Below are 23,970 nucleotides of genomic sequence, written 5' to 3' on the forward strand. Positions count from 1 at the left end.
GCGTGCTAAGCACGCTTTTTTTGTGGCTGAATATTACTTCGGATAACCCATGGGGTTGTTTGATTGCCAATGCCATGCGTCTTGGCACATATCCTCTAAGGTCTTTTCTGCGTGCCAATTGAGCTCTTTCGCGGCAAGCGTCGGGTCTGCGTAACAAGATGCAACATCGCCGCTACGACGGGGTTTAATCACGTATGAAATCGGCTTTTCAGCAGCCTTTTCAAACGCTTTCACCATCTCAAGAACACTATAACCTTGGCCGGTTCCTAAGTTGTAGGTATCCAAGCCCATATTGAGCGCTAAACGGTCTAAGGCTTTTAAGTGTCCATTAGCCAAATCTTCCACGTGGATATAATCGCGAACACCTGTGCCGTCAGGCGTATCATAGTCGTCACCGAACACGCCTAGTTGTTCCAATTTGCCTGTGGCAACTTGAGAGATATAGGGCATTAAGTTGTTTGGGATACCATTTGGATCTTCACCGATTTTACCCGATGGATGCGCACCAACTGGGTTGAAGTATCTGAGTAGTACGATGTTCCAAGCGTCATCTGATTTGTACAAATCAGTAAGAACGTGTTCAACCATGAGCTTAGACATACCATAGGGGTTAGTCGGTGTGCCTGTAGGCAAATCTTCACGTAGCGGCAATACCACTGGATCGCCATATACAGTAGCGGATGAGCTAAACACGATGTTCTTGACGTTGGCACGGCGCATCGCTTGGCAAAGCGTCAAGGTGCCGTACACGTTGTTTTCGTAGTAGTCCAACGGTTTTTCAACCGATTCGCCAACAGCCTTAAGCCCTGCGAAGTGAATAACCGCGCTGATGTCGAACTGTTTGAAAACGTCGTCTAGTTTCGCTTCATCGCGAATGTCACCTTCGACAAACTCAACCGATTTGCCCGTTATCTCACTTACGCGTCTGAGAGACTCAGGAGACGCATTACTCAGGTTGTCCAATACCACAACGCCGTAGTCTTGTTCTAACAATTGTAGAACCGTATGGCTGCCAATATAGCCTGCGCCGCCGGTGACCAAAATGGTTTTCATTTTCACTCCTTGGTGATGTTATCTGGCAAATGCTTTGCACAGATAGAGTATTGCATAGGTTTGACAAAAATTGGGTATAAGATAAACACACCTAGTGCCCACAATAATGACGTCCAGTCTGCGGCGGTACGTAAAATAAATGCAAAAGCAGGCACAAATACCAATAACTTTAAAATATTGAGAAGTGTCTTCTCGGGAACCGTCATCTTCGCAGCAGCTTTATCCATCGCCGCAATGCGCTCTGGCAGCGACAATGACTTGAGTTGGGGTATTTGTTTTGTTGAAAAGTACAATTTCATAACATGCCTAAAATATGAAAACGCCGCATTCAATCGAACACGGCGTTTATTCTAATTTAATTTGTCAGACAAATAAACGTGACACTGATCAGGCCAGCTTATTTATGCTGATTGGCTCGCGTCTTCGTCCGAAGCTTTTTCCCAGAATCTAGATTTCAAGCTAAGTAACGCAATAACAATACCAATCGAGATGCTAAACAGTGCAATTTGTAGATAGAGGTTTGGCATCTCTTTTACATTTTCTGGATCGAAATTTCCAGATAGCAACCCAGCGATAATGTTACCGATAGAATACGTCAGAACGAATACGCCCATCATTTGGCCAGCAAAACGCTTTGGTGACAATTTACTTACGGCACTGAGTGCAACTGGGCTCAAACACAATTCACCCACAGTGTGTAGGAAGTAAGTCGCAACTAACCATGTTGGGGCGACTTTCAAGCCTTCAGCTGCGTATTGTGAAGCCATGAACATCACTAAGAAACCGCTCGCCATAATAACAATACCTACCGCGCATTTTAGCGTGTAAGACGGGTCTATCATGCGCTTGGCTAGGTTAATCCAAAGGGCTGCGAAAAAGGGAGATAAAATGATAATGAATAATGAGTTTGACAGTTGGAACCAAACAGTTGGAATAGACGACATCCCAAACCAAGATGTAAGGACTGAGCCTTCTGAGAGTAGTCTGTCGGTGTAGTCTTGAGCGAATAGATTCAATGAGGAGCCCGCTTGCTCGAAACCAGACCAGAAGCAAGCTGAAGCGACGCAAACCAAAAACAGTGCCCACATTCTGCGTTTTTCATTGTCAGTTAATGAGCCTTTGAAATAAATAAAGCCAAAATAAGCAAAGAATATGAGGGTGAAGGCAACGGCCACTTGCTGAGCAAGTACGACTGGTTCAATGACGATAGTGCCAGTGTGGGCTAAAACGATAACAACCACTGCGGCTAACACGACTGCTATGACTCCAAACCATGCTTTTTTACGTGCAGCACCTTGATAGGCGTTTGCAGGCAGAACAGAGTCTTGAGAAAGTGATTTGTTTGTGAAGTAATACTGGATTAGACCTACAGCCATACCAATTGCAGCTGCGCCAAATGCATAGTGCCAGCCCCAATTTTCTTCTAAATAACCGGTAACGAGATATGCGATTAAAGAACCAATGTTGATGCCCATATAGTAGAGCGCATAACCACTGTCTCGGCGGCCATCTTCGTCACCATATTGCTGTCCAACCATTGCTGAGATGTTAGGTTTGAGCAATCCAGTACCAGTGGCAACTAATATCAATCCAACGAAGAATAAATTTTGAAGGTCGATAGCGAGAACAATATGACCTGCGAAAATTATCAAGCCGCCATACCAGACAGCCTTTTTCCCACCAATAAGTCTATCGGCTAGCCAACCGCCAGGTAATCCCAAGAAATACACTGCGCCAGTATACAAACCGTAGATTGCACCAGCTGTAGCGACCGTAAAGCCAAGTCCTTCTTTTTGAAGGCTCGCCGTCATGAAAAGTACAAGTAGAGCACGCATGCCGTAATAACTCATGCGCTCCCACATTTCAGTGAAGAATAAAGTTCGAAGGCCCCCTGGATGGCCGAAAAAACTGGAATCGTTAGATGTATTAGTATTCACGATTGAATCCCGTTAATTATTATAGTTGGGCGGTAATAGTGACATGCAGTACAAAGTACATGCTACAACATCACTATTCTAAAGTTGCTTGGTTATACTAAAGCTTGCCCTGTGAGACAAGAAAATTGGCATTTTTACTCACCAAAGGGTGTACAGGCTTTGGCTCATTTCCTTTTTTAAGTCTTATTTATATGATTAATTGCGTTGTTGGAATAAAAGTAGGAAGATACCGCGCTTATAACATTCGGTATTTTTATGGCGCTTCATCCATGGCGATGAGAAGTTGGAGTAGCAATAGTGAACGCACAAGACATGACCACTGACTATTTAATTAACCATGGCTGGAGAGACCCTCAGGTTTTTGGTTGGAATAAACAAAAGCCTCATACGAGCTTTTTTGGGTTTGAAACCGATCCCGGTCAGTTTGTGTCGTTACCGTTTGATGACGAGAATTTCATGCTACTCAACGGCACATGGAAATTTAACTGGAGCGCATGCCCAGCCAAGCGGCCAACGGAATTCATGTCGCCCAGTTTCGATACCAGTAGCTGGGATGACATTCCCGTGCCCGGCAATTGGCAAATGCACGGCTACGAACAGCCCAATTATGTCAACCATCCCACAGACTTTGCGATAGGGCCAAAAGCTGGTGAAGTGCCGGTTAAGTACAACCCTGTGGGCTCTTACAAGCGTACGTTTTTATTGCCCAGTTCATGGCAACAAAAACAAGTGTTTCTTCACATTGGCGCGGTTAAGTCTGCGGTATATTTGTGGGTAAATGGCACGCTAGTTGGTTATTCTCAAGATTCGAAAACGCCAGCAGAGTTTGATATTTCTCCCTATCTTGTTAGTGGTGAAAACGATATTGCGTTGCAAGTGTATCGTTGGAGTGATGCGACCTACCTTGAAAATCAAGACATGTGGCGTTTGTGCGGCATCGAAAGGGATGTCTATTTGTACGCCACACCCAAAGTCCGCATTCGTGATTTTCACGCCAAGGCAACTTTGGATACCAGTTATAAGCACGGGGTGTGGCAGTTTTCGTTGGAATGCGCGAACCATTTGAATCAACTGCAAAGTGGTTTCAGCGTAGATGTGTCACTGGCTTCACCCTCTGGCGACATAATTCACCAACACGCAATTGCTTTAGATGATATCCCTGCGAGTGGTGTGCAAACGGCGTTGGATAGCCAATTATTCGCCGATATTTTGCCTTGGACGGCAGAAACACCAAACCTTTATTTATTGAAACTGGCGTTACGCGACAGCAATGGCGAGCTGGTACAGGTGGCTTACAATCGGATTGGGTTTAGAACCAGTGAGGTGAAAAACGGCAATGTTTTGATCAATGGTCAGCCAGTGTTGTTCAAAGGTGTTAACCGCCACGAGCACGACGGTGAAACAGGTCACGTGATCAGCCGAGAATCTATGATTGAAGATGTGCGCTTGATGAAGGCGTTGAATGTTAACGCGGTGCGCACCAGTCATTATCCGAACGATCCCTATTGGTATGAACTGTGTGACGAGTATGGGTTGTACGTCGTAGACGAGGCGAATATTGAGAGCCATGGCCTGGGCGCTGCGAATCAGGAACAATTTTATAAGCCCGAGAACCATATCGTTGACCGACCAGAATGGCATGACGCCTATATCGCGCGATGTGAAAACATGTATGAGCGCGACAAAAACTACCCCTCAATCGTGATTTGGTCGATTGGCAATGAAACTGGCGATGGTAAAAATATCGAAGCCATGTATGACTGGTTTAAAACGAAAACCAGCATGCCCATTATGTGTGAGCAAGCGCAAACTAAGCGCCACACCGACATGTATGCCCAAATGTATGCACCAATCGATACGCTCATTCACTACGCTGAAGTGGGAGAAATGAGTGGTGAAACTCGGCCATTAATTCTGTGTGAATACGAACATGCCATGGGTAACTCTATGGGCAACCTAGCCGACTATTGGCGAACCATTGAACACTACGATTTGCTTCAAGGCGGTTTTATCTGGGATTGGGTTGACCAAACGTTTTTGGTTCACAGCGAAGAAGGCACACCCTATTGGGGGTACGGTGGTGACTTAGAGTTACCTCATCAGTATCACGATGGTAACTTTAGTGCGAACGGTGTCGTAGCGGCTGACCGTTCGTTAAACCCTCACGCTCATGAACTCAAGCAGGTTTATCAACATATTGAAGCGACACTTGTCAGCGGCAGTCAAACTCAACTGAGTGTTTACAATAAGCGTTATTTTAGCGATTTACATGATGTGAATTTGGTCTGGGAGCTGCTTGAAAACGGCCAGCAAGTGGCGCGTGGTAGTGTCGATGATATTGGTTGTGCACCACAACAACAGGTAACAGTGACATTACCTATTGAGTATGATTTTGATACTGACAGTGAATACTTTATCAATGTGAGTTTTGTACAAAAGCACGAGGAGAACTTGGTCGCAGAAGGTCATGTAGTGGCATTCAGTCAGTTGCCATTGGCAAAACGCCCGTTGCTGACAAGTGCACCTAAAGGACCATACAGCGGCATGGTGGTGCAACAACAGTCTGAGACCCATTTAACCCTGCGAGTTGCCGAATTGGCGCTGACGTTTAACAAGCAAACTGGCTGGTTAGAACAATACCAGATGGGCGCGGCGTCACTCTTGAACCAGCCTATGGTTCCTGAGTTTTGGCGTGCACCAACGGATAACGACTTTGGTGAGCATTTCCCAGAAAAAGCGGCATGCTGGCACAAAGTTTGGGAAAAGGCAGAATTAACCTCGTTTGAATGTGTTGACGAAAATGGTTGTATCACGGTGAAAACCGAGCATTATTTGCCTCCAGTACAGAGCCGTTATCTATCAGAATACACCCTAGACAGTACAGGAAATACGGCGGTACAAATCTATTTTTATGCCGCTCCCCATCATTTCTTCCCCGAGTTACCCAGGCTAGGGCAGCAATTCACTTTGCCATCAGGCTACAATTTGGTGAATTGGTATGGTCGTGGCCCACATGAAAACTACGCTGATCGCAAGGCGTCTGCCCATGTCGGTCAGTATCAATCGAGTGTCGATGATATGTACTTTCCATACGTGAGGCCTCAAGAAAACGGTTATCACACTGAAGTCAGATGGCTGGCGTTAACCAATGCTGATAATCAAGGGCTCAAAATTACCGGGCAGCCTCTCGTTGGATTCGGTGCGCAGCATTTTGACATGTATGAATACGATACGTTTGATAAAGCGGGTCTGCATCCTCATGAGCTAACCAAACAGCCGCATACGTATCTCAACGTCGATTTTTTACAAAGGGGTATTGGTGGTACCGATTCTTGGGGGTATTCGCCATTACACAAGTATCGCGTGAATTGGCGTGACTACCGTTACCAGTATGTCATTACACCATTGATTTAAACGATGCAGAAAGCAGGCTTAAAACGCCTGCTTTTTTTCTTTTTATCAATTAATTAGTCGATTTAATGACTTCGAAATACAGTTGTCACTATGCAAGGGTAAAATTCTACGCTAATGTAATCTTTACTCGCCGATTTCCGTAACAAATAAATCTGCAAGTAAAAACCGATAAGACTCTTTCTAAGAGAGAAGTACCATGACGCGCTTTATATCGAAATATTTGAGTTTGTTGATCATTGTCCCTGCGGTGTTATTAGTGGTTGTGCTGGCAGCGGAAAGTGGTATCGCCGTAAACAATATATCCAATGCAAAATCGCTACAACGCCATGTTAATTTGGCGTTAGTTACCAACCAACTTGTACACGAACTGCAAAAAGAACGTGGCATGTCAGCGGGTTTTATCGGCTCTAAAGGCGCGAGTTTCGCCAGCGCACTACCAGACCAAAGGCGCCTAACGGACAATGCGTTAAGCGAGCTGAAAACGGTGTTTGACAGCGACACCTACAGCGAGCAAGTCACATCTGAAATCAATACCCTCATTCGTGAACTCGACCGACTCACGGAAGTCCGCGGGGAAATTAGCTCGTTGTCGATGTCATTGGGTGATGCGCTGCGCTTTTACACGGGCCACAATACTTCAATTCTGGAGCTAAATGGATTGTTGGCGGACTATGCAAGTGATAGCCAAATAAAACAAAACCTCATCGTGGTCTTCAATTTTGCCTTTGGTAAGGAACAAGCTGGTATCGAACGCGCGGTATTGAGCAACGGTTTTGGACGGGACAACTTTGACGATAACTTGTTCCGCCGTTTTATCACACTAACGACCAAACAACAGTCTTACATTCACGAAGCTGAAATCCTCAGTGATAGTGATGGAAGAGCGACCATTGAACGCTTTCTGAATTCGCCAGAGCACAAAGCTGTACTGGGCTATCGGGCCAAGCTGGATGGTCAGCGTGAGGGTTTTGCAGTTAACCCAGAAGATTGGTTTGCTGCCAGTACCGCGAGAATTAACATTCTAAAACGGACGCAAGATACCTTGCTCAATAGCGTACTCGAAGACAGTATGGCCGCGGTCAGCAAGTCTTATGCATTCTTGCTGTTGTATGCGGCCATGTTGGCGATTTCAATTGGCCTTACGGTTATGTTGTATCGCACAACACGCCTCACAAGAGCGCAATCCGATGAAATAGGTGATGCAACAGCGCATATTATCGATGAGCATGACCTGCGCGTTCGTGTGAATCAGGTCAGCCAAGACCAATTGGGTAAAGCGGCGAATCGAATCAATCAAATTATAGGTACGTTCCAAAAAGACCTAGTTACCTTCCAAGATTTTAGTCATCAGATTGCTTCTGCGACCCATGAAACGGCAGTTTCCATTAGTCAAAGTGAAACCAATTTAGAAAATCAGCAACGAGACGTCGAAACGATAGCGCAAGCGACCGAACAAATGAACGCCAATGTGAAAGAAGTCACGGACGCGATGCAATCCAGTTCTGAGAGTGTGAGCCAGGTATCAAAAGAACTTCACGCTGGAAACGACCGTATAATCACGTCTGTGGAAGGTATCGAATCTCTAGCTCACGAAGTCGAAGCCCTTGGTGGTACCATTGATGAGCTCAATCAGGGCACCGATAACATAGCGGCTATGGTCGATATGATTCAATCCGTGGCTGAACAAACTAATTTGTTGGCATTGAATGCGGCGATTGAAGCGGCTCGTGCTGGTGAGCAAGGCCGTGGATTTGCCGTTGTTGCCGATGAGGTTCGGGCTTTAGCTAGCCGCACGAAACAAGCGACAGAAGAAATCTCTGCTATCGTTGAGCAGTTACAGATTGGCACGAGCAATGCTACTACCGTTATCGCGACCAGCCGTGATAAAGCGGGTAAAGCGGTGAACGACTCGAATGAGATCCGCAATGTGCTAGACAGCATAGTGCACCGTATGGAAGAGGTAGACGGTATTACGTCGCAAGTGTTTACTTCGGCGTCTGAGCAATTAGAAGCGATTGGTGAAGTGACTCGCCGTATTACAGAAATTGACAACCAAGCTGCAGAGAATGTAGAGGGCGCCAAGCAGGTTGGTGAGGCCGCCTCGCGGTTAGCCGAAATTGCCATGGATATGCAAACTAAGGTGGACTCATATCAAACCCATTAAGTCTTATAGTGGTAAACGTTTTTGTGGGTATTTAGGGCTAGTATTCGCTGCCGTCTGCATTTTTGACGCGTCGGCATCTGATAACGTGCGTATCGTCCATGGTGACAGTTCTTTCAACGGCATGGTTGTCGGCGATGAACCAACCAATATCAATCATAGCGTTGCGTTAATGTTGTTGGGAGATACGCCTACGTACTATTTGCCATTGCAGCGCTTAGAGCATGAGTTGCACGAGTCGTTGATTGGTTACAATGACGCAGTTTGTGCGCTTTTCCGCATCAAAACACCCAGTCGGGAACAACAGTTTGTTTATTCATTACCCACTGCATTTGGCCCCACGCAACGATTGTTTATTCAAAATGATTTGCCAAGCTTGCCTGTCGAATTGCTTGACGAAGAAGGGCACGTTCAGTCGCTTTCTAAAGTCATGGCACACTACCCGAAAAAAGTGCTCACCATAGTAAAAGGGCGCTCATATGGCCCTTACCTCGATGAACAATTGTCGCTACTGGATGAGCATCAACGGATTGAAATTAACACTAACTCCGTACCGTACTTAAATGCCAGATTATTCATTAATAAACGAACCGATTTTAGTGTGTTGTTTCCTGATGAAATCGATGAGGCTTCCGACGGTGATAGCAGTGATAACTACAATAGTTATGCGTTTAGCGGCGCGCCCGCATTGATGACATCTCATATTGCGTGTAACAAAACCCCTGCCGGTATTGCTTTTGTTGAGCGCATCAATCAACAGTTACTGGCGCTTTACAAAACTCGTGATTTTATTGATGCACATGGTGACTTTTACCCTGAGGCGGAAGTGGTACGCATCGCGCAAGAAATTGAAAAGTATCGTCTGAATCATTGAGCTTTTTATTGCAATTAACTGCAATAAAAAAACCGGCTTCAGCCGGTTTTTTTAATTGAGAATGTATCGCTTGTTAGGCAAGCATTGCCAACCAATACAGGGCTTAGTGCAATATACGGGTTTTGATGGTACCGCCAATCTGGCTTAGTTCAGCAAGTGCATCATCGGCACGGTCAGCCTCTACATCGATAACAACATAACCGATGTCGGCATTGGTTTGCAGGTACTGGGCCTCAATGTTGATGCCCTTGTCTGCAAACGCGTGGTTGATTTGCGTGAGCACCCCAGGTTGGTTTTGGTGAATGTGCAATAAGCGCGAACGACCAGTGTGCTCTGGAAGTGATACTTCAGGGAAGTTAACAGCTGACAAGGTAGAGCCATTATCGCTGTATTTTGCTAGCTTACCGGCTACTTCGATACCAATGTTTTCTTGCGCTTCTTGGGTACTACCACCCACGTGCGGCGTCAAGATGACATTATCAAACTGGCGAAGGTCAGAGATGAACTCTTCGTTATTTGACTTAGGCTCAACAGGGAACACGTCAATGGCGGCACCATTGAGGTGGCCGCTTTCTAGCGCTTTGCACAAGGCGTCGATTTCGATGACGGTTCCGCGTGATGCATTGATCAAAATGCTACCAGGCTTCATCCAACCAAGCTCTTTTGCACCTATCATGTCTTTTGTTTGCGGCGTTTCTGGTACGTGCAGCGACACTACGTCAGATGTGGCTAACAACTTTTCAAGTGATTTCACTTGTGCAGAGTTACCCAATACCAGTTTATCTTCGATATCAAAGAATTGAACACGCATACCCAGGTGTTCAGCCAGGATGCTCAACTGTGTACCTATGTGGCCATAACCAATGATACCCAGTGTTTTTCCTCGGGCTTCATAAGAGCCAACCGCGCTTTTCTCCCACTCACCTCGATGTGCTTTGGCATTCTTTGAAGGAACACCACGAAGCAACAAGATGATTTGACCAAGCACGAGCTCTGCGACAGAGCGGGTGTTTGAGAACGGCGCATTAAACACAGGAATACCACGAAGTTGCGTCGCTGCGAGGTTGACTTGGTTGGTACCAATGCAGAAACAACCAACCGCAACCAGCTTTGAAGCGGCGTCGACGACGTTTTGTGTGATCTGCGTGCGTGAACGAATACCGATAAAGTGTACGTCTTTTACCTTTTCAATGAGTTCCTCTTCAGGTAACGAGGACTTTAGGTACTCGATATTGGTATAGCCGTTTTGCTTAAACGTATCGAGGGCGCTCTGATGCACACCTTCCAGTAAAAGAATTCGAATTTTATCTTTTGGAAGTGAAATTTTGCTCATTGTTAGGTTTCTCAAACTGACAGACTGGGTTTTAATTAAGACATCTGGACGTCTAAATGGGTAAACTAACAGAAGTTAAGCAGAGATAAAAGCGCTAATTCTCTACTTAACTGGCCATGTTGTAAGTTACTTCGAAGTCAATACGCCATCGTTAGTTGCGGTCAGTACAACGTCTGCGCCGCGCATCGCAAAGATGCCGTTTGTTACTACACCTGCAATATTATTTATGCTCTGCTCAAGCTCTCTGGGATTGAGTATTTGCAAGTTGTGTACGTCTAAGATGACATTGCCGTTATCCGTGATGACGCCCTCGCGATAGACCGGATCGCCACCGAGTTTAACAAGCTCACGAGCAACATAAGAACGAGCCATCGGAATGACTTCCACAGGAAGTGGGAATTGACCTAATACGGGTACGTGTTTGCTGTCATCGACGATACACACAAAGGTGTCAGCAACGGCTGCGACAATTTTCTCTTGCGTCAATGCGGCACCGCCGCCTTTTATCATGTGCTTGTGTTCAGTTACTTCATCGGCACCGTCAATGTACACAGAGAGTTTATCGACACTATTTAAATCAAACACCTCTATGCCTAATTGCTTCATTCGCTCTGTCGAGGCAACAGAACTGGAAACGGCACCCGCGATGTCATCTTTCATTTCAGCGAGGGCATCGATGAAAAAGTTGACGGTAGAGCCAGTGCCCACACCCACAATCGTATCGGGTTCGACATACTTGATAGCCGCTTCAGCTACCGCTTTCTTTTTGGCATTCTGATCCATCTGGAGTCCTTGCATTCATTGGTTTGTAGGTAGGCATTACACCGAACGTATTGTTCAGTTGTTATTTTTTGCGCAGTATACCAGTAAGCCGCGGGTTTTGGTTAGCTCTCTATGCTCAACATAATGATTTGTGATGGCGTGACTATGCCATCTAGGGGAATATCCCAGCTTTCTGTCGGCAGTGCATCGACTTGCTGGCAGTCATGGGCAATGCCAATGAGTATAGGGCGAGTATCACTATCGCGATAAGGGGCAAGTGAACGGTCGTAGAAGCCGCCTCCCATTCCCAATCGATTGGCCTGTGCATCAAATCCAACCAAGGGTAACAAGATCACATCCAGTTTGGATAAGGGGCATACGAGAGTGCTGTTCAACGCTGGCTCACTGATGCCAAAATGATTCAATGTCATAGGCGTGGCTGGCGAGTATGCCAACATCAATAAATGTTGCTTGGCAAACGGATGTAGCACAGGTAAATGCACAGTCTTGTTTTGTTGCCAGCACCAATCGTGAACATGTGATAAGTCTAACTCACCATCATTGGACAAATAGCTTGCGAGGTTTTGAGCGTTTTGTATTTGCGGTAGAGACGTTAGGCGTTGAACAATGCGTTGAGCGGCGTCGCACTGCTCGGCGTCGGTTAACCCTCGTCTCGCTGTGCGAAGTTCGCTGCGAAGCGCTTTACGAGATAAATGCTGACTGGAAAACATAAAACGGCAAATTATTGATTCACTAATTTGTCGTTCAGCATACTCACTAACTCGGTTTGGTCAATGGGCTTAGTCACGATACCGCTAATCCCGTATGGCGCCAAAGACGTTTCCGACGCAATCACATCAGCAGTTAATGCAACAATAGGCAGGTCTGGGTGGGTTTTGTGAATTTCGGCAGCGGCTTCGTTGCCACTGATCCCAGGTAACTCGAGGTCCATAAAGACAATGTCGTATTGTTGTTTACTGACAGCTTCGAGTGACGCTTCGCCGTCGTGCGCCAAATCAATGGATAAATTGAGTGATGCGAACACCGATTGAGCCACAATTCGGTTGATTTCATGGTCTTCGACAACCAAAATCTTGGCGGTTTTTGAAATTGCCGAAGACAAGGTGAGTGTGGTGGGTAGATCAGCATTAAAGGCCTCTACCGATGCCGTTTCCATGGGAATAGTAATTTTTACTGTCGTGCCAACACCGAGTTTACTGACAAAATTCAATTTGCCCTTCATCAAGCTCAGCAACCCCTGAGTGATCACTAGTCCCAATCCAGTGCCTTCGTGACGATAGCGGGTTTCCACTCGTTGATAAGCTTTGAACAATCGAGTTTGATCTTCTTCACTGATACCAATCCCTTTGTCTTCGACTACAAAGGAGAGTTTGCCATTTCGGTAATACACACTTGAAGAGACCGGGTTTCCAGGCGGTGTGTATTTAACCGCATTTGACAACAAATTCAGCATAATCTGACTCAATTTGGTGTCATCGCCAATCAAACCCTCTGGCACACTGTCGTCAATGTGAAAGGTAAAAGGGTTGCCTTGGTCTCTGGCCTTAACGGCAATACTTGAATACAGGTGTTCGAAGAAGTCGTAAGTGGCGATAGGGCGCAGTGACAATGTCATCTTGCCAGCTTCAATTTTTTTGTAATCGAGAACCGCATTAACGACTTCTAGCAGACGATCACCACTGGCGCGAATGTGTTTCAGTGTTTGGGTATGGGCTTGGGGGTACTGCTTTTCTTGTGATTCTTCTAACAACAATCGACTAAACGTGTTAATCGCGTTTAACGGTGTACGCAATTCATGGCTAACGTAGGCTAAAAAGTCGGACTTGAACTGATTGGCTTTCTCCAACGCTTTATTCTTGCGGCGAAGTTCAAGCAGGGAAATCACATTGTTGCTCAACGTTTTCACGGCGACTCGCTGCGCTTCTGTTAGCTTTTGCGGCTGATTGTTTATCACACACAATGTCCCAATCGCCTGGCCCGTAGGCGTTATTAGTGGCGCGCCAGCATAAAAGCGAATGCTCAAGTCACCTGTGACCAAAGGGTTGTCGTGAAACCTCGGATCCTTAGTTGCATCTTCAATTTCAAAAATGTCTTCTTGGTGAATTGCGTGAGAGCAAAATGCGATATCCCGTTCGGTTTGCTCTGCGTCTAAACCCACTTTGGATTTAAACCATTGGCGATCGGGGTCGACCAAACTGATAAGTGCTATTGGCGTGCCGCAAATTTGCGAGGCAAGTTGTGTGAGATCGTCGAATTCTGCCTCGGCCTCAGTATCGAGAACATCGTAGCCAAACAGCTGGGCTAGTCTTTCTTCTTCATCTGGCGTCGGAGGCGCTGGAATCATTCGACAAGGTGTCCTTTATAGAGAAATACGCAGGCCACGGGAAAGGCGACCTGCGTCATGGTTACTATAAAGCGTACGTGTCGATGAATAATTGTTCAAGTTTAGGGTGGTCAACTTTAGTCGCGACCTTGATCACTTTAGCATCGAGCCATAAAGGGCTAGCAGTTGAACCCAGAGGTGCAACAGTAGTCTGGCCTTTGTTTAGCGGATCAGTGGCAACACGGATGTGGCCTTCGGTTAATTCGAAAAGCTCTGGCTGTAGTAAGTGAGCAAGAGGGAAGGCATCGTGGAAATAGCAAACGCGGTCTTCTCTGCCTTGTGAGTAAAAATCGGCGTAGAATTCAGACGACTTTTTGACGAAGCCACCAAGTTTAGCGTTTTTGTCTTCCAGCGCATCCATGAAGCTTGGCATAAATGGCAGATCGTATGTCACGTCTAAGCCAAACATAGTGATATCCCAATCGGCTGCAAATACAATTTCAGCAGCAAAAGGGTCATTCCAAATATTCGCTTCTGCAGTTGGTGTAACGTTACCTGGTACAAACGCAGCACCGCCCATGATGTGAACGCCCTTCACTAACGTCGCAATTTCAGGATCAAGTCTTAGTGCCAGCGCTAGGTTACCCAGTGGGCCAATAGCAACAATTGTCACTTCACCTGGGTTGGCACGCACGGTATCGATCAAAAACTGCGCTGAACTACGTGGGTCGAGTTCGCGTTTTGACGCAGGGAAATCGATATTACCGAAACCGTCGTCACCGTGAACAAAGTGAGCGTAAGTGGATTCAGGACCAACCCATGGCATACCCACGCCTTTAGTCACAGGAATATCTCTATCTGCCAATTCACAAAGGGTTAGGGCGTTCTGCGCAGACATGCTTACCGGCACATTACCAAAGGTGGTGGTGAGGCCAAGCACTTCAAATTCTGGTGACTGAAACGCAAAGAAGATCGCCATTGCATCATCGATGCCCGGATCCGTATCAATAATAATTTTATGTGTCATAGGACTGCCTATTAATTCTGTTCTTTAAGCTGACGCTAAAAATGCGTCGACTTCTTCTGCACTCGGGATCGATTGTGCTGCACCTTCTCGTGTAACCGAGATTGCGGATGCCGCGCACCCACGAGTCAACGCTTGGGTGGCATCACCATGAGCGTCATATGCTGACAAAAAGTATCCAATGAAAGTGTCGCCGGCTGCGGTGGTATCCACTGCATCAACGACAAAGGCGTCAACCTTGGTTTGCTTGCCGCCCTGTAACATGAGCGCTCCTGCTTTACCCAAAGTGACAATCACTTCTGCGTGTTGCCATTGTGATTCAAAGTAACCAATAATGGCGTCAAGGTCTGTTTGGCCAGAAATCGCTTCGGCTTCGGTTTCGTTGACAATCAGTAAATCAACACAATCGTAAGGAAGGGATTTCACTGATTCGCTCATAGGCGCTGGGTTAAACGCGACTTTCAAGCCTTTGGCTTTTGATTGGCGAAGTACATCTTCTAGCGCGCTAGTCTCATTTTGGGTTAGCACCCAATCTCCAGATTGAGCATTGTCTAATGCCGAAGAAACGGTATCTGCTGACAGCTCTTGATTGGCGCCACCAAACAACACGATTGCGTTTTCACCACTGGGTGTAACCTGAATAATGGCGTGGCCCGAAGCGGTAGTAGAGCATTGTACGTGCTTACAGTTTACGCCTTTTTTGATCAGGGCTTGTTTAAACGCGGCATCGGTTTCACAAATGCGGCCAACGTGCTCAACATCTGCGCCAGCTTGAGCGATAGCGATAGACTGATTCGCCCCTTTTCCACCAAGCAGCTGTTGATATTGTGAAGACGCGATGGTTTCACCGGGTGTGACGAAATGTTCTACGTGGTAGACATGGTCAATATTAATAGACCCGAAATTGATAATTGCCATTGTATGTTCTCGTTGAAAAGGGGCGCCTCCCAAGATGCCGCTGTTCATCGTTCGCCCGTGAACCGAAAAGTTCAGGGCGGAAATATCATCATCACCGTAGGCTTCTCGATACGAGCCGAGCTTGCGCAATAGCAATGGAATCAATTTCCTAAGATTAAAGCATCGGCCAGGGACATGAATGAACTGGCAAACATCTCAGGAGACATACTTTTACTTAAATACGTATGCAGAAGAGTATATCAAACATACGTCGAGGTGAAGCGGAATCCTTGTGTTTTGGCGTTTTTTTGTAAAAAAGCTGACCAAATGGTTAGTTTTTTAAGGCATTAATTAATGCTGAAATTTCCATCACACTCGGATTGGCAATCGCTTCCGCTTCACGCCGGCGAGTGTACTTTAAAGCCTGAGGCTAAGCCAGCGCTTGGTTAAGTTTAGTGGCTATTTTTGGTTTGTTTGATTTTTTTCTATGCAACTTGATTAAGATTTGCCTATTTGCGCTTTTTCTCAACGGGGCATTTTTGCGATGACTGGGTTTTATTTCGGTGGTTTGGTACTATGTAAAGGTAATTAGCACTAATCCAGAGAGACCACTTCGGGTGAACTACGAACAGTTAAATAAACTCCTTAGCGCGCAAAACGTACTTGTTGATGGCGCAGAGATTCACGGCCTAATTTGCGGCATGTTGGCCGGCGGTATGGCATTGAGTGATCAGAGTTGGAAAGAGGCCATCAGTGACGTGGCAAATCAAGGCGATGGTTTTGGGCCAGAGCTCGCTGATGCGATAGAAGACGTCTTCAATCAAGTCTGTCAGCAGCTGGTTGATTCCGAGTTTGCGCTAGAGATGTTGCTGCCAGACGACCAAGCACCGATTAATGATCGTGGGCTAGCCTTGATTGGTTGGGTGCAAGGCTTTATGACAGGTTTTGGTTTCCACCAACAGGATTTGACCAAGTGTTCTGACGACGTGAAAGAAGCATTGGAAGACTTTGCTGATATCGCGCGTATGGAAGAGCCCATGGATGAAGATGAAGAGTCAGAAAGGGCACTGTTTGAAGTCATTGAGTACGTTCGCGTTTCCGCCATGCTGTGCTTCAATGAGTTGGGCCAGTCTTTAATTGAAGATCAAAAAGATAAACCTTCTATCCACTAACTAGGTTACTTATGTTTGCACTACAGGAATTTGTCTGTCGGCAAGACCGCGTTCTGGCGCAATGCGAAGCCAACAGTGTCTGCGTGATCCCAGCCGCGTCATTGGTGACGCGAAGCAATGACACCGAATATGTGTTTCGCCAAGATAGTGATTTTTGGTATTTAACCGGGTTTGATGAGCCCGACGCGTGGTTGTTATTGTCTAACCACGAGAGACACCATGGCCGCTTCACCGCAATGGTAGTGCAAGACAAAGACCCAACCGCGGAAATTTGGACCGGCAGGCGCCTTGGTGCCGAAGCCGCTATTGGCCGATTTGATCTTGATGAAGCATACGAACTCACCGATTTAGACATGGTGTTATTGGAGTGGCTGGAAGGCCATGACCATGTGTATTTTGCGCAAGGGCACAAAGCTAGCGCGGATGAAAAAGTACAAAGCACATTGGCGCGTCTTAGGTCTCAACCTAAGCAGTATCACACGCCAACGGTGATGCATGATATTCGTCCATTACTCCACGAAATGCGCTTGTTTAAATCGACAACCGAAATCGCTGCGATGCGAGCCGCGGCACAAATTTCCTCTCGGGCCCATTGCCGCGCAATGACGTTTGTTGAACCGGGTAAATTTGAATATCAACTTGAAGCCGAACTGCATCATGAGTTTGCCATGTCGGGAGCTCGTTCTCCGGCATACGGCACTATTATCGGTAGTGGTGAAAATGCGTGTATCTTGCACTACACGCAAAACAGTGACGAGATTGCCGATGGTGATCTTATCTTGATAGACGCTGGTGCCGAGTACTTGGGCTACGCCGCCGACATTACCCGCACCTTTCCAGCCAATGGCCGTTTCTCTGAAGCCCAGAGCGCACTGTACAACTTAGTGTTGGATGCCCAACAAAAGGTGTTAGACATGCTGGCACCTGGCGTGACCTTACCACAAGCCATGGAAGTGGCGTCTGAGATCATTTGCACGGGGCTTGTCGAACTCGGGATCCTATCGGGTTCATTGGCGGACAATTTGGAAAACAACCGCTGGCAACGCTTTTTTATGCATGGCATTGGTCACTACCTTGGCTTAGACGTGCATGACGCTGGCAGTTACAAAGAGGGGAGTGAGGCTCGCGTCCTGAAACCGGGTATGGTCATCACTGTTGAGCCAGGCGTATACATTCCGTGCGAAAGCGACATTCCTGATGCATATCAAGGTATCGGTATACGCATTGAAGATAATGTGGTGATAACCGCAACAGGCATCGATATCTTGACCGATGACGTGCCGAAAACCATAGAGGGTATTGAAGCTCTGATGAGGAAAGGCAACGCGTGAGTGCAATAACAGTCGACATTGCAATTGTTGGCGGCGGTGTCGTAGGCTCAGTACTTGCCACCTTGTTGATGCAAAACACCTCGCTTTCCGTTGCCGTTATCGATAACGCCCCTTTTTCTGCAGACAAACAACACCCTGGATTTGATGCCCGCGTTATTGCATTGGCAAAAAATACGGTGGACGTATTGGCAAAAGCCGGTATTAGTATGCAAACGGCAAAGGGTGTGCCGATACATCACATTCAAGTCAGCGAACAAGGCCACCTTGGGCTTTGCGAGTTGCATGCAAATGATTACAACATCGAAGGCTTTGGACAGGTTGTGGCACTGAATGAGCTTGGCGCAGCCTTGCAATCTGCACTGCGTCACGAACGGCTCACTTGGTTGGCACCCGCCAATATCGAGACGGTTCAGCGTCAGCGCGATAACGTTGATATCGTTACTCGAGAAGGTCACCAACTCAAGACTAAGTTGGTCGTGTTAGCCGATGGTGGTCGTTCACCATGGGCAGAGATTTTGGGGTTTGAACAAGCCGTCTCGGATTACGGGCAAACTGCGATTATCTGCAATGTCGAAACTTCTCAGCCCCATAATAATTGGGCATATGAGCGCTTTACCCCGAATGGGCCTTTAGCCTTTTTGCCGTTTAACAGTGGCGAACCGGGAGGCGATACTCATGGTTATTCTGTAGTCTGGACTCTGGCCCATGAAAAGGCTGAAGCGTTGGTCAGTGCCAGTGAGGCCGTTTTTTTAGCTGAATTGCAGCAAGCCTTTGGTTACCGCCAAGGCATGATCACTAAGCTGGGTGAGCGCGTACATTACCCACTCGCACTGGCGACAAAGAAACAGTTGTACACACACCGCAGTGTTGTTGTAGGCAATGCTGCGCAAACGCTGCACCCCATTGCAGGGCAGGGGTTTAACCTTGGTCTCAGAGATGTTGCGGCATTGGCAAACGTGTTATCGACATCGTCAGATCCAGGCGAGAATGACGTAATTCGAACCTATGCCGAACAACGCCATGATGATCGCAACCGAACGATTACGTTAACAGACGGTTTAGTACGCTTGTTTTCCAATGAATCTCTGCCGCTATTGGTTGGCAGAAATATCGGACTGACAGCAATGGCCCATTTATCCAGTCTCAAGCGCCAGTTTGTTAAACAATCTATGGGCTTTTAAATAAGGACAGCAACATGATGCAAAATGTCGATGTCGCCATTGTTGGCGGCGGTATGGTTGGCTTAACGCTGGCAAGAGCACTGCGCCATACTCAGTTGCGTATCGCTGTCATAAATCCGGCGCCCATTGCTAGGCCCTTATCAGAGCAACCTGAAGCTCGGGTGTCGGCAATTAATTTAAAAAACCAATCTGCTTTTGCAGATATGGGCGTGTGGGACAATCTAGAAGCTGCGCGTTTGGGGCCTTACACCCAAATGCACGTGTGGGACAAAGACAGCTTTGGCGAGATTGAATTCAATGCTGCCGATATTCCCTCACCAGAACTGGGTCATATCGTCGAAAATCAAATGTTGGTAAATGGGTTACATAAATCACTATGTGATCAAGCCAACGTGAGCTTACTGGATGGCGTATCAATCAGTAAATGCTTGTGGGGCGAGGACAGCACTGTGCTGATGCTAGACAACGACACTGTGGTATCGGCTAAGCTGGTGGTTGGGGCAGATGGAGCCAATTCCTTTGTGCGTCAACAAGCAAATTTCCCATTGACGTTTAAAGACTATGAACACACTGCAATTGTGGCGACAGTGCGCAGTGAACTGCCACATGACGGTGTCGCGCGCCAAGCTTTTACACCTCAAGGGCCGTTAGCATTGCTTCCGCTGGCAGACCCATATTTGTGTTCAATTGTTTGGTCTCAAGACACCGAATACGCCAATACGCTTTTGGCAAAAGACGATAACGATTTCTGCAAAGCTCTGATTGCAGCGTCAAACAACACCTTGGGATTGGTGACCTTAGAAACACCAAGAGCTCACTTTCCTCTGACGATGCGGTATGCTCGTGAGTGGGCGAAAAACGGTGTGGTTATCATCGGTGATGCCGCTCACACAATTCATCCATTGGCGGGGCAAGGGGCTAATTTAGGGATTCAAGATGCCTTGGCATTAGCTGAGACACTGAGTGATTTAGAACGCGCGAACGCAGCCATCAATGAACTGCGCAATCTCAGGCCATTTGAGCGTGCCCGTAAAACAGAAGCGATGAAAATGATCGCCGCAATGGAAGGCTTTAAACAACTGTTTGCCGGTGATGATCCTTTGAAAAAATTGATCCGTGGGGTAGGCCTTACTGCTGCCAACAAACTGCCTGGAATTAAACACCAATTCGTTGCACAAGCAATGGGGTTATAAACCCTGTTGCTTCCCTGGCTTTTTCTTTAGCAAAAAAACGACTAATTTATTCTTATCCAGTACAACGAAACCTAAGTTTTGGGGTTGGTAAAAGCCGTCGTCACCTCAACCTGTATTGATGAGCCCAAACGGGCAATATCAATGCGCATTCTTTTCACATTGATAGGTTTTGCATTAACGACACGGAGATAGCAATGAGTAACGACGCACTTTTCACGCCAGTCAATTTCGCTGGCGACGCGCTCAAAAACAGAATAGTACTGGCTCCACTGACTCGCGGCCGCGCAGGTGATAGCCGTATTCCTAATGATTTAATGGCAGATTATTATCGTCAACGAGCTGGCGCTGGCTTGTTAATCACTGAAGCCACTGTGGTATCAGCGCAAGGTAATGGCTGGGTGGGTTCACCGGGAATTTATACCGATGAAATGGCTCAAGGTTGGAAGAAGGTGACCACAGCGGTACACGAAGAGGGCAGCAAGATAGTATTGCAGCTTTGGCACACTGGGCGTGCTTCTCACAGTGATTTTCACAACGGCGAATTGCCAGTTTCTGCCTCAGCAGTAAAACTCAATGGCGACGAGATTCACACGCCAAAAGGGAAAAAAGACTACGAAACTCCTCGTGCCCTTGAAATCGATGAAATCAAACAGGTTGTCGCTGATTACAAAGCGGCTGCACAGCGTGCGAAAGACGCGGGCTTTGATGGCGTTGAAGTTCATGGCGCAAACGGCTACTTGATCAACCAATTCTTAGATAGCCGCAGTAATCAAAGGGACGATGAATACGGTGGCAGTGTTGAAAATCGCTTCCGTTTCTTTGCTGAGGTATTGGATGCGGTCCTCGACGTATGGCCGGCAGAAGCTGTCGGTGTGCGTGTTTCCCCCAACGGTATTTTTAACGATATGGGTGCAGACGATTTCAGAGAAACCTTTACCTATGCTGCTGAGCAATTCCAAGCGCGTAGCCTTGGCTATGTTCATGTAATGGACGGCTTGGCGTTTGGATTCCACGAACGCGGTGAAGCCATGACTTTAGCCGACTTCCGCGCTATCTATACTGGCTTGCTGATGGGTAACTGTGGTTACACCGCACAGCAAGGTGCAGAGGCTGTTGCAAACGGCAATGCTGACTTGGTTGCTTACGGTCGTCCCTTTATCACCAACCCTGACTTACCTGCGCGTTTCCAGAACGATTGGCCACTAACCGCGTTTGATGACCCGTCGACTTGGTATGGCGGCGGTGCAGAGGGCTATACCGATTTTGCAGCCTACTCAGGCGCTTAATCGCTCTTAGTCGCGCAGATGACCCAAAGCCCCGCTCAGGGGCTTTTTTGTTTGCGCTGGCTGACGGCTAAGTGAGATCAGTTCACTTGTATCTGGGATGATTTGTTCTTAGGCTATAACCACAATAACAACATCGACAGACTCTTATGGATAAACGTACTTTTCTTCGACTTGCGTCGCTTTCCGCCGCTTCCGTCGCGCTACCGACTTCTGTGTTGGCAGCGACTCCTTCCAGTAAAACGGCGATGCCCAACGTCGCAATGGATGTGGCGCCTATCACGATTGCCGAGCGCATGGTGCGCATCAAAAGAGCGCAAGATTTGATGAAACAACACGATATCGCTGCCATTGTGTTAGAGCCCGGCGCGGCAATGGATTATTTTACTGGTATTCAGTGGTGGCGCAGCGAGCGGCTAACAGGCGTGGTAATCCCAAGAGAAGGTGAGATAGCGGTTGTTTGTCCATTTTTTGAAGAGCCCAGCATTCGTGAATCGTTGAAAGTGGGAGACGATGTAAGAGTATGGCAAGAACACGAAAGCCCGTTTGCCACTGTTGTGCAAATCCTCAAAGACCGAGGGATTACAACAGGTAAAGTTGGCTTTGAATCCAGTGTTCGATACTTCGTGCTCGATGGCATAATGAGCCTAGCGAGTGGGATGACTCATGGCAGCGCTGAACCGATTACTCGCGGTTGCCGCATGTACAAAACCGCAAGTGAATTGGCATTAATGCACAAGGCCAATGAGATTACACTGCGCGCTTACGAGTATGTATTTAGTCAGCTAGAACTGGGTATGAGCCAGCAGGATGTCAAAGCGTTGATGAATCAAACACAAGCTCAGCTTGGGGGCGGTCGCCCATGGTGCTTAGCCTTGTTCAACGAAGCCAGTGCTTATCCACACGGAACAAAGCAACCACAAACCATCAAACCTGGATCAGTCGTATTGTTAGACAGTGGCTGTAATGTACATGGCTATCAATCGGATATCAGCCGTACTTTAGTGTTTGGTGAGGCCAATAAAAAACAGCGACAAGTATGGGATACAGTAAGAAAAGGGCAGCAAATCGCCCTTGAAACAGCACAAATTGGTGTACCCGCGGGTAAGGTTGATGATGCCGTAAGAGAATTATATTTACGTGCAGGGTACGGCCCTGACTACGCATTGCCGGGATTGTCACACCGCACGGGCCATGGCATTGGTATGGAAGGCCATGAAAGTGTGAATTTCGTTCGTGGTGAAACCACGCCACTGAATAAAGGAATGTGCCTGTCTAACGAACCTGGGATTTACTTACCCGGGGAGTTTGGCGTTCGCCTTGAAGATTGCTTGTACATGACAGACACAGGGCCGCGTTGGTTTACTAGCCCGCCAGACAGTATCGATGAGCCGCTAGGCAAACTGGTGGCACTCAAACCTTAATGAGGCTCACAAGGGTAGCCCTTGCGATGAGGATGGTAGTCAATCAGGTTGCCATTCTTGTCGGTCTCAAATGCACAGCAAAGATTAAACTGCACTCTTAATGCTTTACGGGCACCGGAAAGCCTAGATTTAAACGTTGAATAGTGAATGCCCATTTCCTCTGCAACGGCCTTTTGCGATTCTTGTTGTAAATCCACGCGGCGAATAATCTCGGCATCCTCTTCACTTAGCGCTGCCAAAAACGGTGTGATACACACGGTCAGTTCTTGGCCAACGGTGTAAGAATGAGACTCGTACCATTTCACTTTGTCGTCAATGTTCTGGCTCATGGCTCTTGCGCGATAAAAGTCGATCAAGGTGTTGTTGGCAATTTTAAACAGCCAAGAACGCAAGTTTTGAATATCTTGAATCGAGTCCATCTGACGATGGGTTTTAATCAGCACATCTTGCAGTAAATCGTCAGCATCTTGGGGTTCGTTAACCCTTGCTAGGAAGAAACTGCGAAGGTGATGGCGGTAGTCGTTCCAAATGTGTTCTATGTTCATAACCCAATGTATGTAGATAAGGTGCCACGCAATCGGCTGCGT

The 23,970-nt window shown here is 47.1% G+C and carries 19 protein-coding genes and 1 other RNA gene; 9 read left to right on the top strand and 11 right to left on the bottom strand.

The window, feature by feature from the left end; genetic code table 11:
* Nucleotides 1–33: 33 nt before the first annotated feature.
* From galE to AC27G9_RS08615, 3 genes are all read right to left on the bottom strand, one after another.
* Nucleotides 34–1,053: a UDP-glucose 4-epimerase GalE gene (galE, locus tag AC27G9_RS08605; RefSeq protein ID WP_487073090.1), complete on the bottom strand. Its 1,020-nt coding sequence runs from the start codon at nucleotides 1,051–1,053 to the stop codon at nucleotides 34–36.
* 2 nt (nucleotides 1,054–1,055) lie between these two features.
* Nucleotides 1,056–1,352 (bottom strand): DUF6170 family protein, encoded by a 297-nt coding sequence (locus tag AC27G9_RS08610; RefSeq protein WP_487073092.1) that lies wholly within the window; start codon nucleotides 1,350–1,352, stop codon nucleotides 1,056–1,058.
* 102 nt (nucleotides 1,353–1,454) lie between these two features.
* Nucleotides 1,455–2,993 carry a peptide MFS transporter gene (locus AC27G9_RS08615; protein WP_487073663.1) on the bottom strand — a complete coding sequence of 513 codons (1,539 nt, stop codon included), beginning with the start codon at nucleotides 2,991–2,993 and terminating at the stop codon, nucleotides 1,455–1,457.
* A gap of 294 nt (nucleotides 2,994–3,287) precedes the next feature.
* Between AC27G9_RS08615 and lacZ the strand changes: the two genes are divergently transcribed.
* The 3 genes from lacZ (at nucleotide 3,288) to AC27G9_RS08630 (ending at nucleotide 9,439) form a co-directional block, all read left to right on the top strand.
* Nucleotides 3,288–6,404: a beta-galactosidase, LacZ type gene (gene lacZ / locus AC27G9_RS08620; protein ID WP_487073094.1), complete on the top strand. Its 3,117-nt coding sequence runs from the start codon at nucleotides 3,288–3,290 to the stop codon at nucleotides 6,402–6,404.
* A gap of 196 nt (nucleotides 6,405–6,600) precedes the next feature.
* The gene (locus tag AC27G9_RS08625; protein WP_487073096.1) at nucleotides 6,601–8,568 is read left to right on the top strand and encodes a methyl-accepting chemotaxis protein; all 1,968 of its coding nucleotides are present in this window, start codon (nucleotides 6,601–6,603) and stop codon (nucleotides 8,566–8,568) included.
* Nucleotides 8,569–8,653: 85 nt separating this feature from the next.
* Nucleotides 8,654–9,439 carry a hypothetical protein gene (locus AC27G9_RS08630; RefSeq protein WP_487073098.1) on the top strand — a complete coding sequence of 262 codons (786 nt, stop codon included), beginning with the start codon at nucleotides 8,654–8,656 and terminating at the stop codon, nucleotides 9,437–9,439.
* Between the two features lie 103 nt (nucleotides 9,440–9,542).
* On the opposite strand, the gene serA is transcribed toward AC27G9_RS08630, so the two are convergent.
* The 7 genes from serA to ssrS form a co-directional block, all read right to left on the bottom strand.
* A complete protein-coding gene (serA, locus tag AC27G9_RS08635) occupies nucleotides 9,543–10,772 on the bottom strand; it encodes a phosphoglycerate dehydrogenase (protein ID WP_487073100.1) in 1,230 nt (409 codons plus the stop codon).
* 126 nt (nucleotides 10,773–10,898) lie between these two features.
* Nucleotides 10,899–11,555, bottom strand: coding sequence for a ribose-5-phosphate isomerase RpiA (gene rpiA, locus AC27G9_RS08640; protein ID WP_487073102.1), 657 nt, complete (start codon nucleotides 11,553–11,555; stop codon nucleotides 10,899–10,901).
* Between the two features lie 101 nt (nucleotides 11,556–11,656).
* On the bottom strand, nucleotides 11,657–12,265 hold the full coding sequence (locus AC27G9_RS08645) for a 5-formyltetrahydrofolate cyclo-ligase (protein ID WP_487073104.1): 609 nt from the start codon (nucleotides 12,263–12,265) through the stop codon (nucleotides 11,657–11,659).
* Between the two features lie 11 nt (nucleotides 12,266–12,276).
* Complete coding sequence (locus tag AC27G9_RS08650; RefSeq protein ID WP_487073106.1) at nucleotides 12,277–13,899, bottom strand: GAF domain-containing hybrid sensor histidine kinase/response regulator; 1,623 nt, start codon at nucleotides 13,897–13,899, stop codon at nucleotides 12,277–12,279.
* A 64-nt stretch (nucleotides 13,900–13,963) separates the two neighbouring features.
* The gene (locus AC27G9_RS08655) at nucleotides 13,964–14,905 is read right to left on the bottom strand and encodes a nucleoside hydrolase (RefSeq protein WP_487073108.1); all 942 of its coding nucleotides are present in this window, start codon (nucleotides 14,903–14,905) and stop codon (nucleotides 13,964–13,966) included.
* A gap of 24 nt (nucleotides 14,906–14,929) precedes the next feature.
* Nucleotides 14,930–15,820, bottom strand: a complete 891-nt coding sequence (locus tag AC27G9_RS08660; protein WP_487073110.1) for a ribokinase — start codon at nucleotides 15,818–15,820, stop codon at nucleotides 14,930–14,932.
* 22 nt (nucleotides 15,821–15,842) lie between these two features.
* Nucleotides 15,843–16,025, bottom strand: a non-coding RNA gene (ssrS, locus tag AC27G9_RS08665) — 6S RNA.
* A gap of 391 nt (nucleotides 16,026–16,416) precedes the next feature.
* Here ssrS and AC27G9_RS08670 point away from each other — a divergent pair.
* The 6 genes from AC27G9_RS08670 (at nucleotide 16,417) to AC27G9_RS08695 (ending at nucleotide 23,383) form a co-directional block, all read left to right on the top strand.
* Nucleotides 16,417–16,971 carry a UPF0149 family protein gene (locus AC27G9_RS08670; protein WP_487073112.1) on the top strand — a complete coding sequence of 185 codons (555 nt, stop codon included), beginning with the start codon at nucleotides 16,417–16,419 and terminating at the stop codon, nucleotides 16,969–16,971.
* Between the two features lie 11 nt (nucleotides 16,972–16,982).
* The gene (gene pepP / locus AC27G9_RS08675) at nucleotides 16,983–18,302 is read left to right on the top strand and encodes a Xaa-Pro aminopeptidase (protein ID WP_487073114.1); all 1,320 of its coding nucleotides are present in this window, start codon (nucleotides 16,983–16,985) and stop codon (nucleotides 18,300–18,302) included.
* Entirely contained in the window at nucleotides 18,299–19,483 is a 1,185-nt protein-coding gene (ubiH, locus tag AC27G9_RS08680) for a 2-octaprenyl-6-methoxyphenyl hydroxylase (protein ID WP_487073116.1), read from the top strand. The genes pepP and ubiH overlap by 4 nt, the downstream gene beginning before the upstream one ends.
* 17 nt (nucleotides 19,484–19,500) lie before the next feature.
* Nucleotides 19,501–20,676 carry an FAD-dependent monooxygenase gene (locus AC27G9_RS08685; protein WP_487073665.1) on the top strand — a complete coding sequence of 392 codons (1,176 nt, stop codon included), beginning with the start codon at nucleotides 19,501–19,503 and terminating at the stop codon, nucleotides 20,674–20,676.
* A gap of 194 nt (nucleotides 20,677–20,870) precedes the next feature.
* Nucleotides 20,871–21,962, top strand: coding sequence for an alkene reductase (locus tag AC27G9_RS08690; RefSeq protein WP_487073118.1), 1,092 nt, complete (start codon nucleotides 20,871–20,873; stop codon nucleotides 21,960–21,962).
* Between the two features lie 146 nt (nucleotides 21,963–22,108).
* Nucleotides 22,109–23,383: a M24 family metallopeptidase gene (locus tag AC27G9_RS08695; RefSeq protein ID WP_487073120.1), complete on the top strand. Its 1,275-nt coding sequence runs from the start codon at nucleotides 22,109–22,111 to the stop codon at nucleotides 23,381–23,383.
* On the opposite strand, the gene sigZ is transcribed toward AC27G9_RS08695, so the two are convergent.
* Entirely contained in the window at nucleotides 23,380–23,928 is a 549-nt protein-coding gene (gene sigZ / locus AC27G9_RS08700; protein ID WP_487073122.1) for an RNA polymerase sigma factor SigZ, read from the bottom strand. The two genes, AC27G9_RS08695 and sigZ, sit on opposite strands and share 4 nt — an antisense overlap.
* Nucleotides 23,929–23,970 lie beyond the last annotated feature (42 nt).

This window comes from Alteromonas sp. 5NS40-0096 (assembly GCF_057544385.1).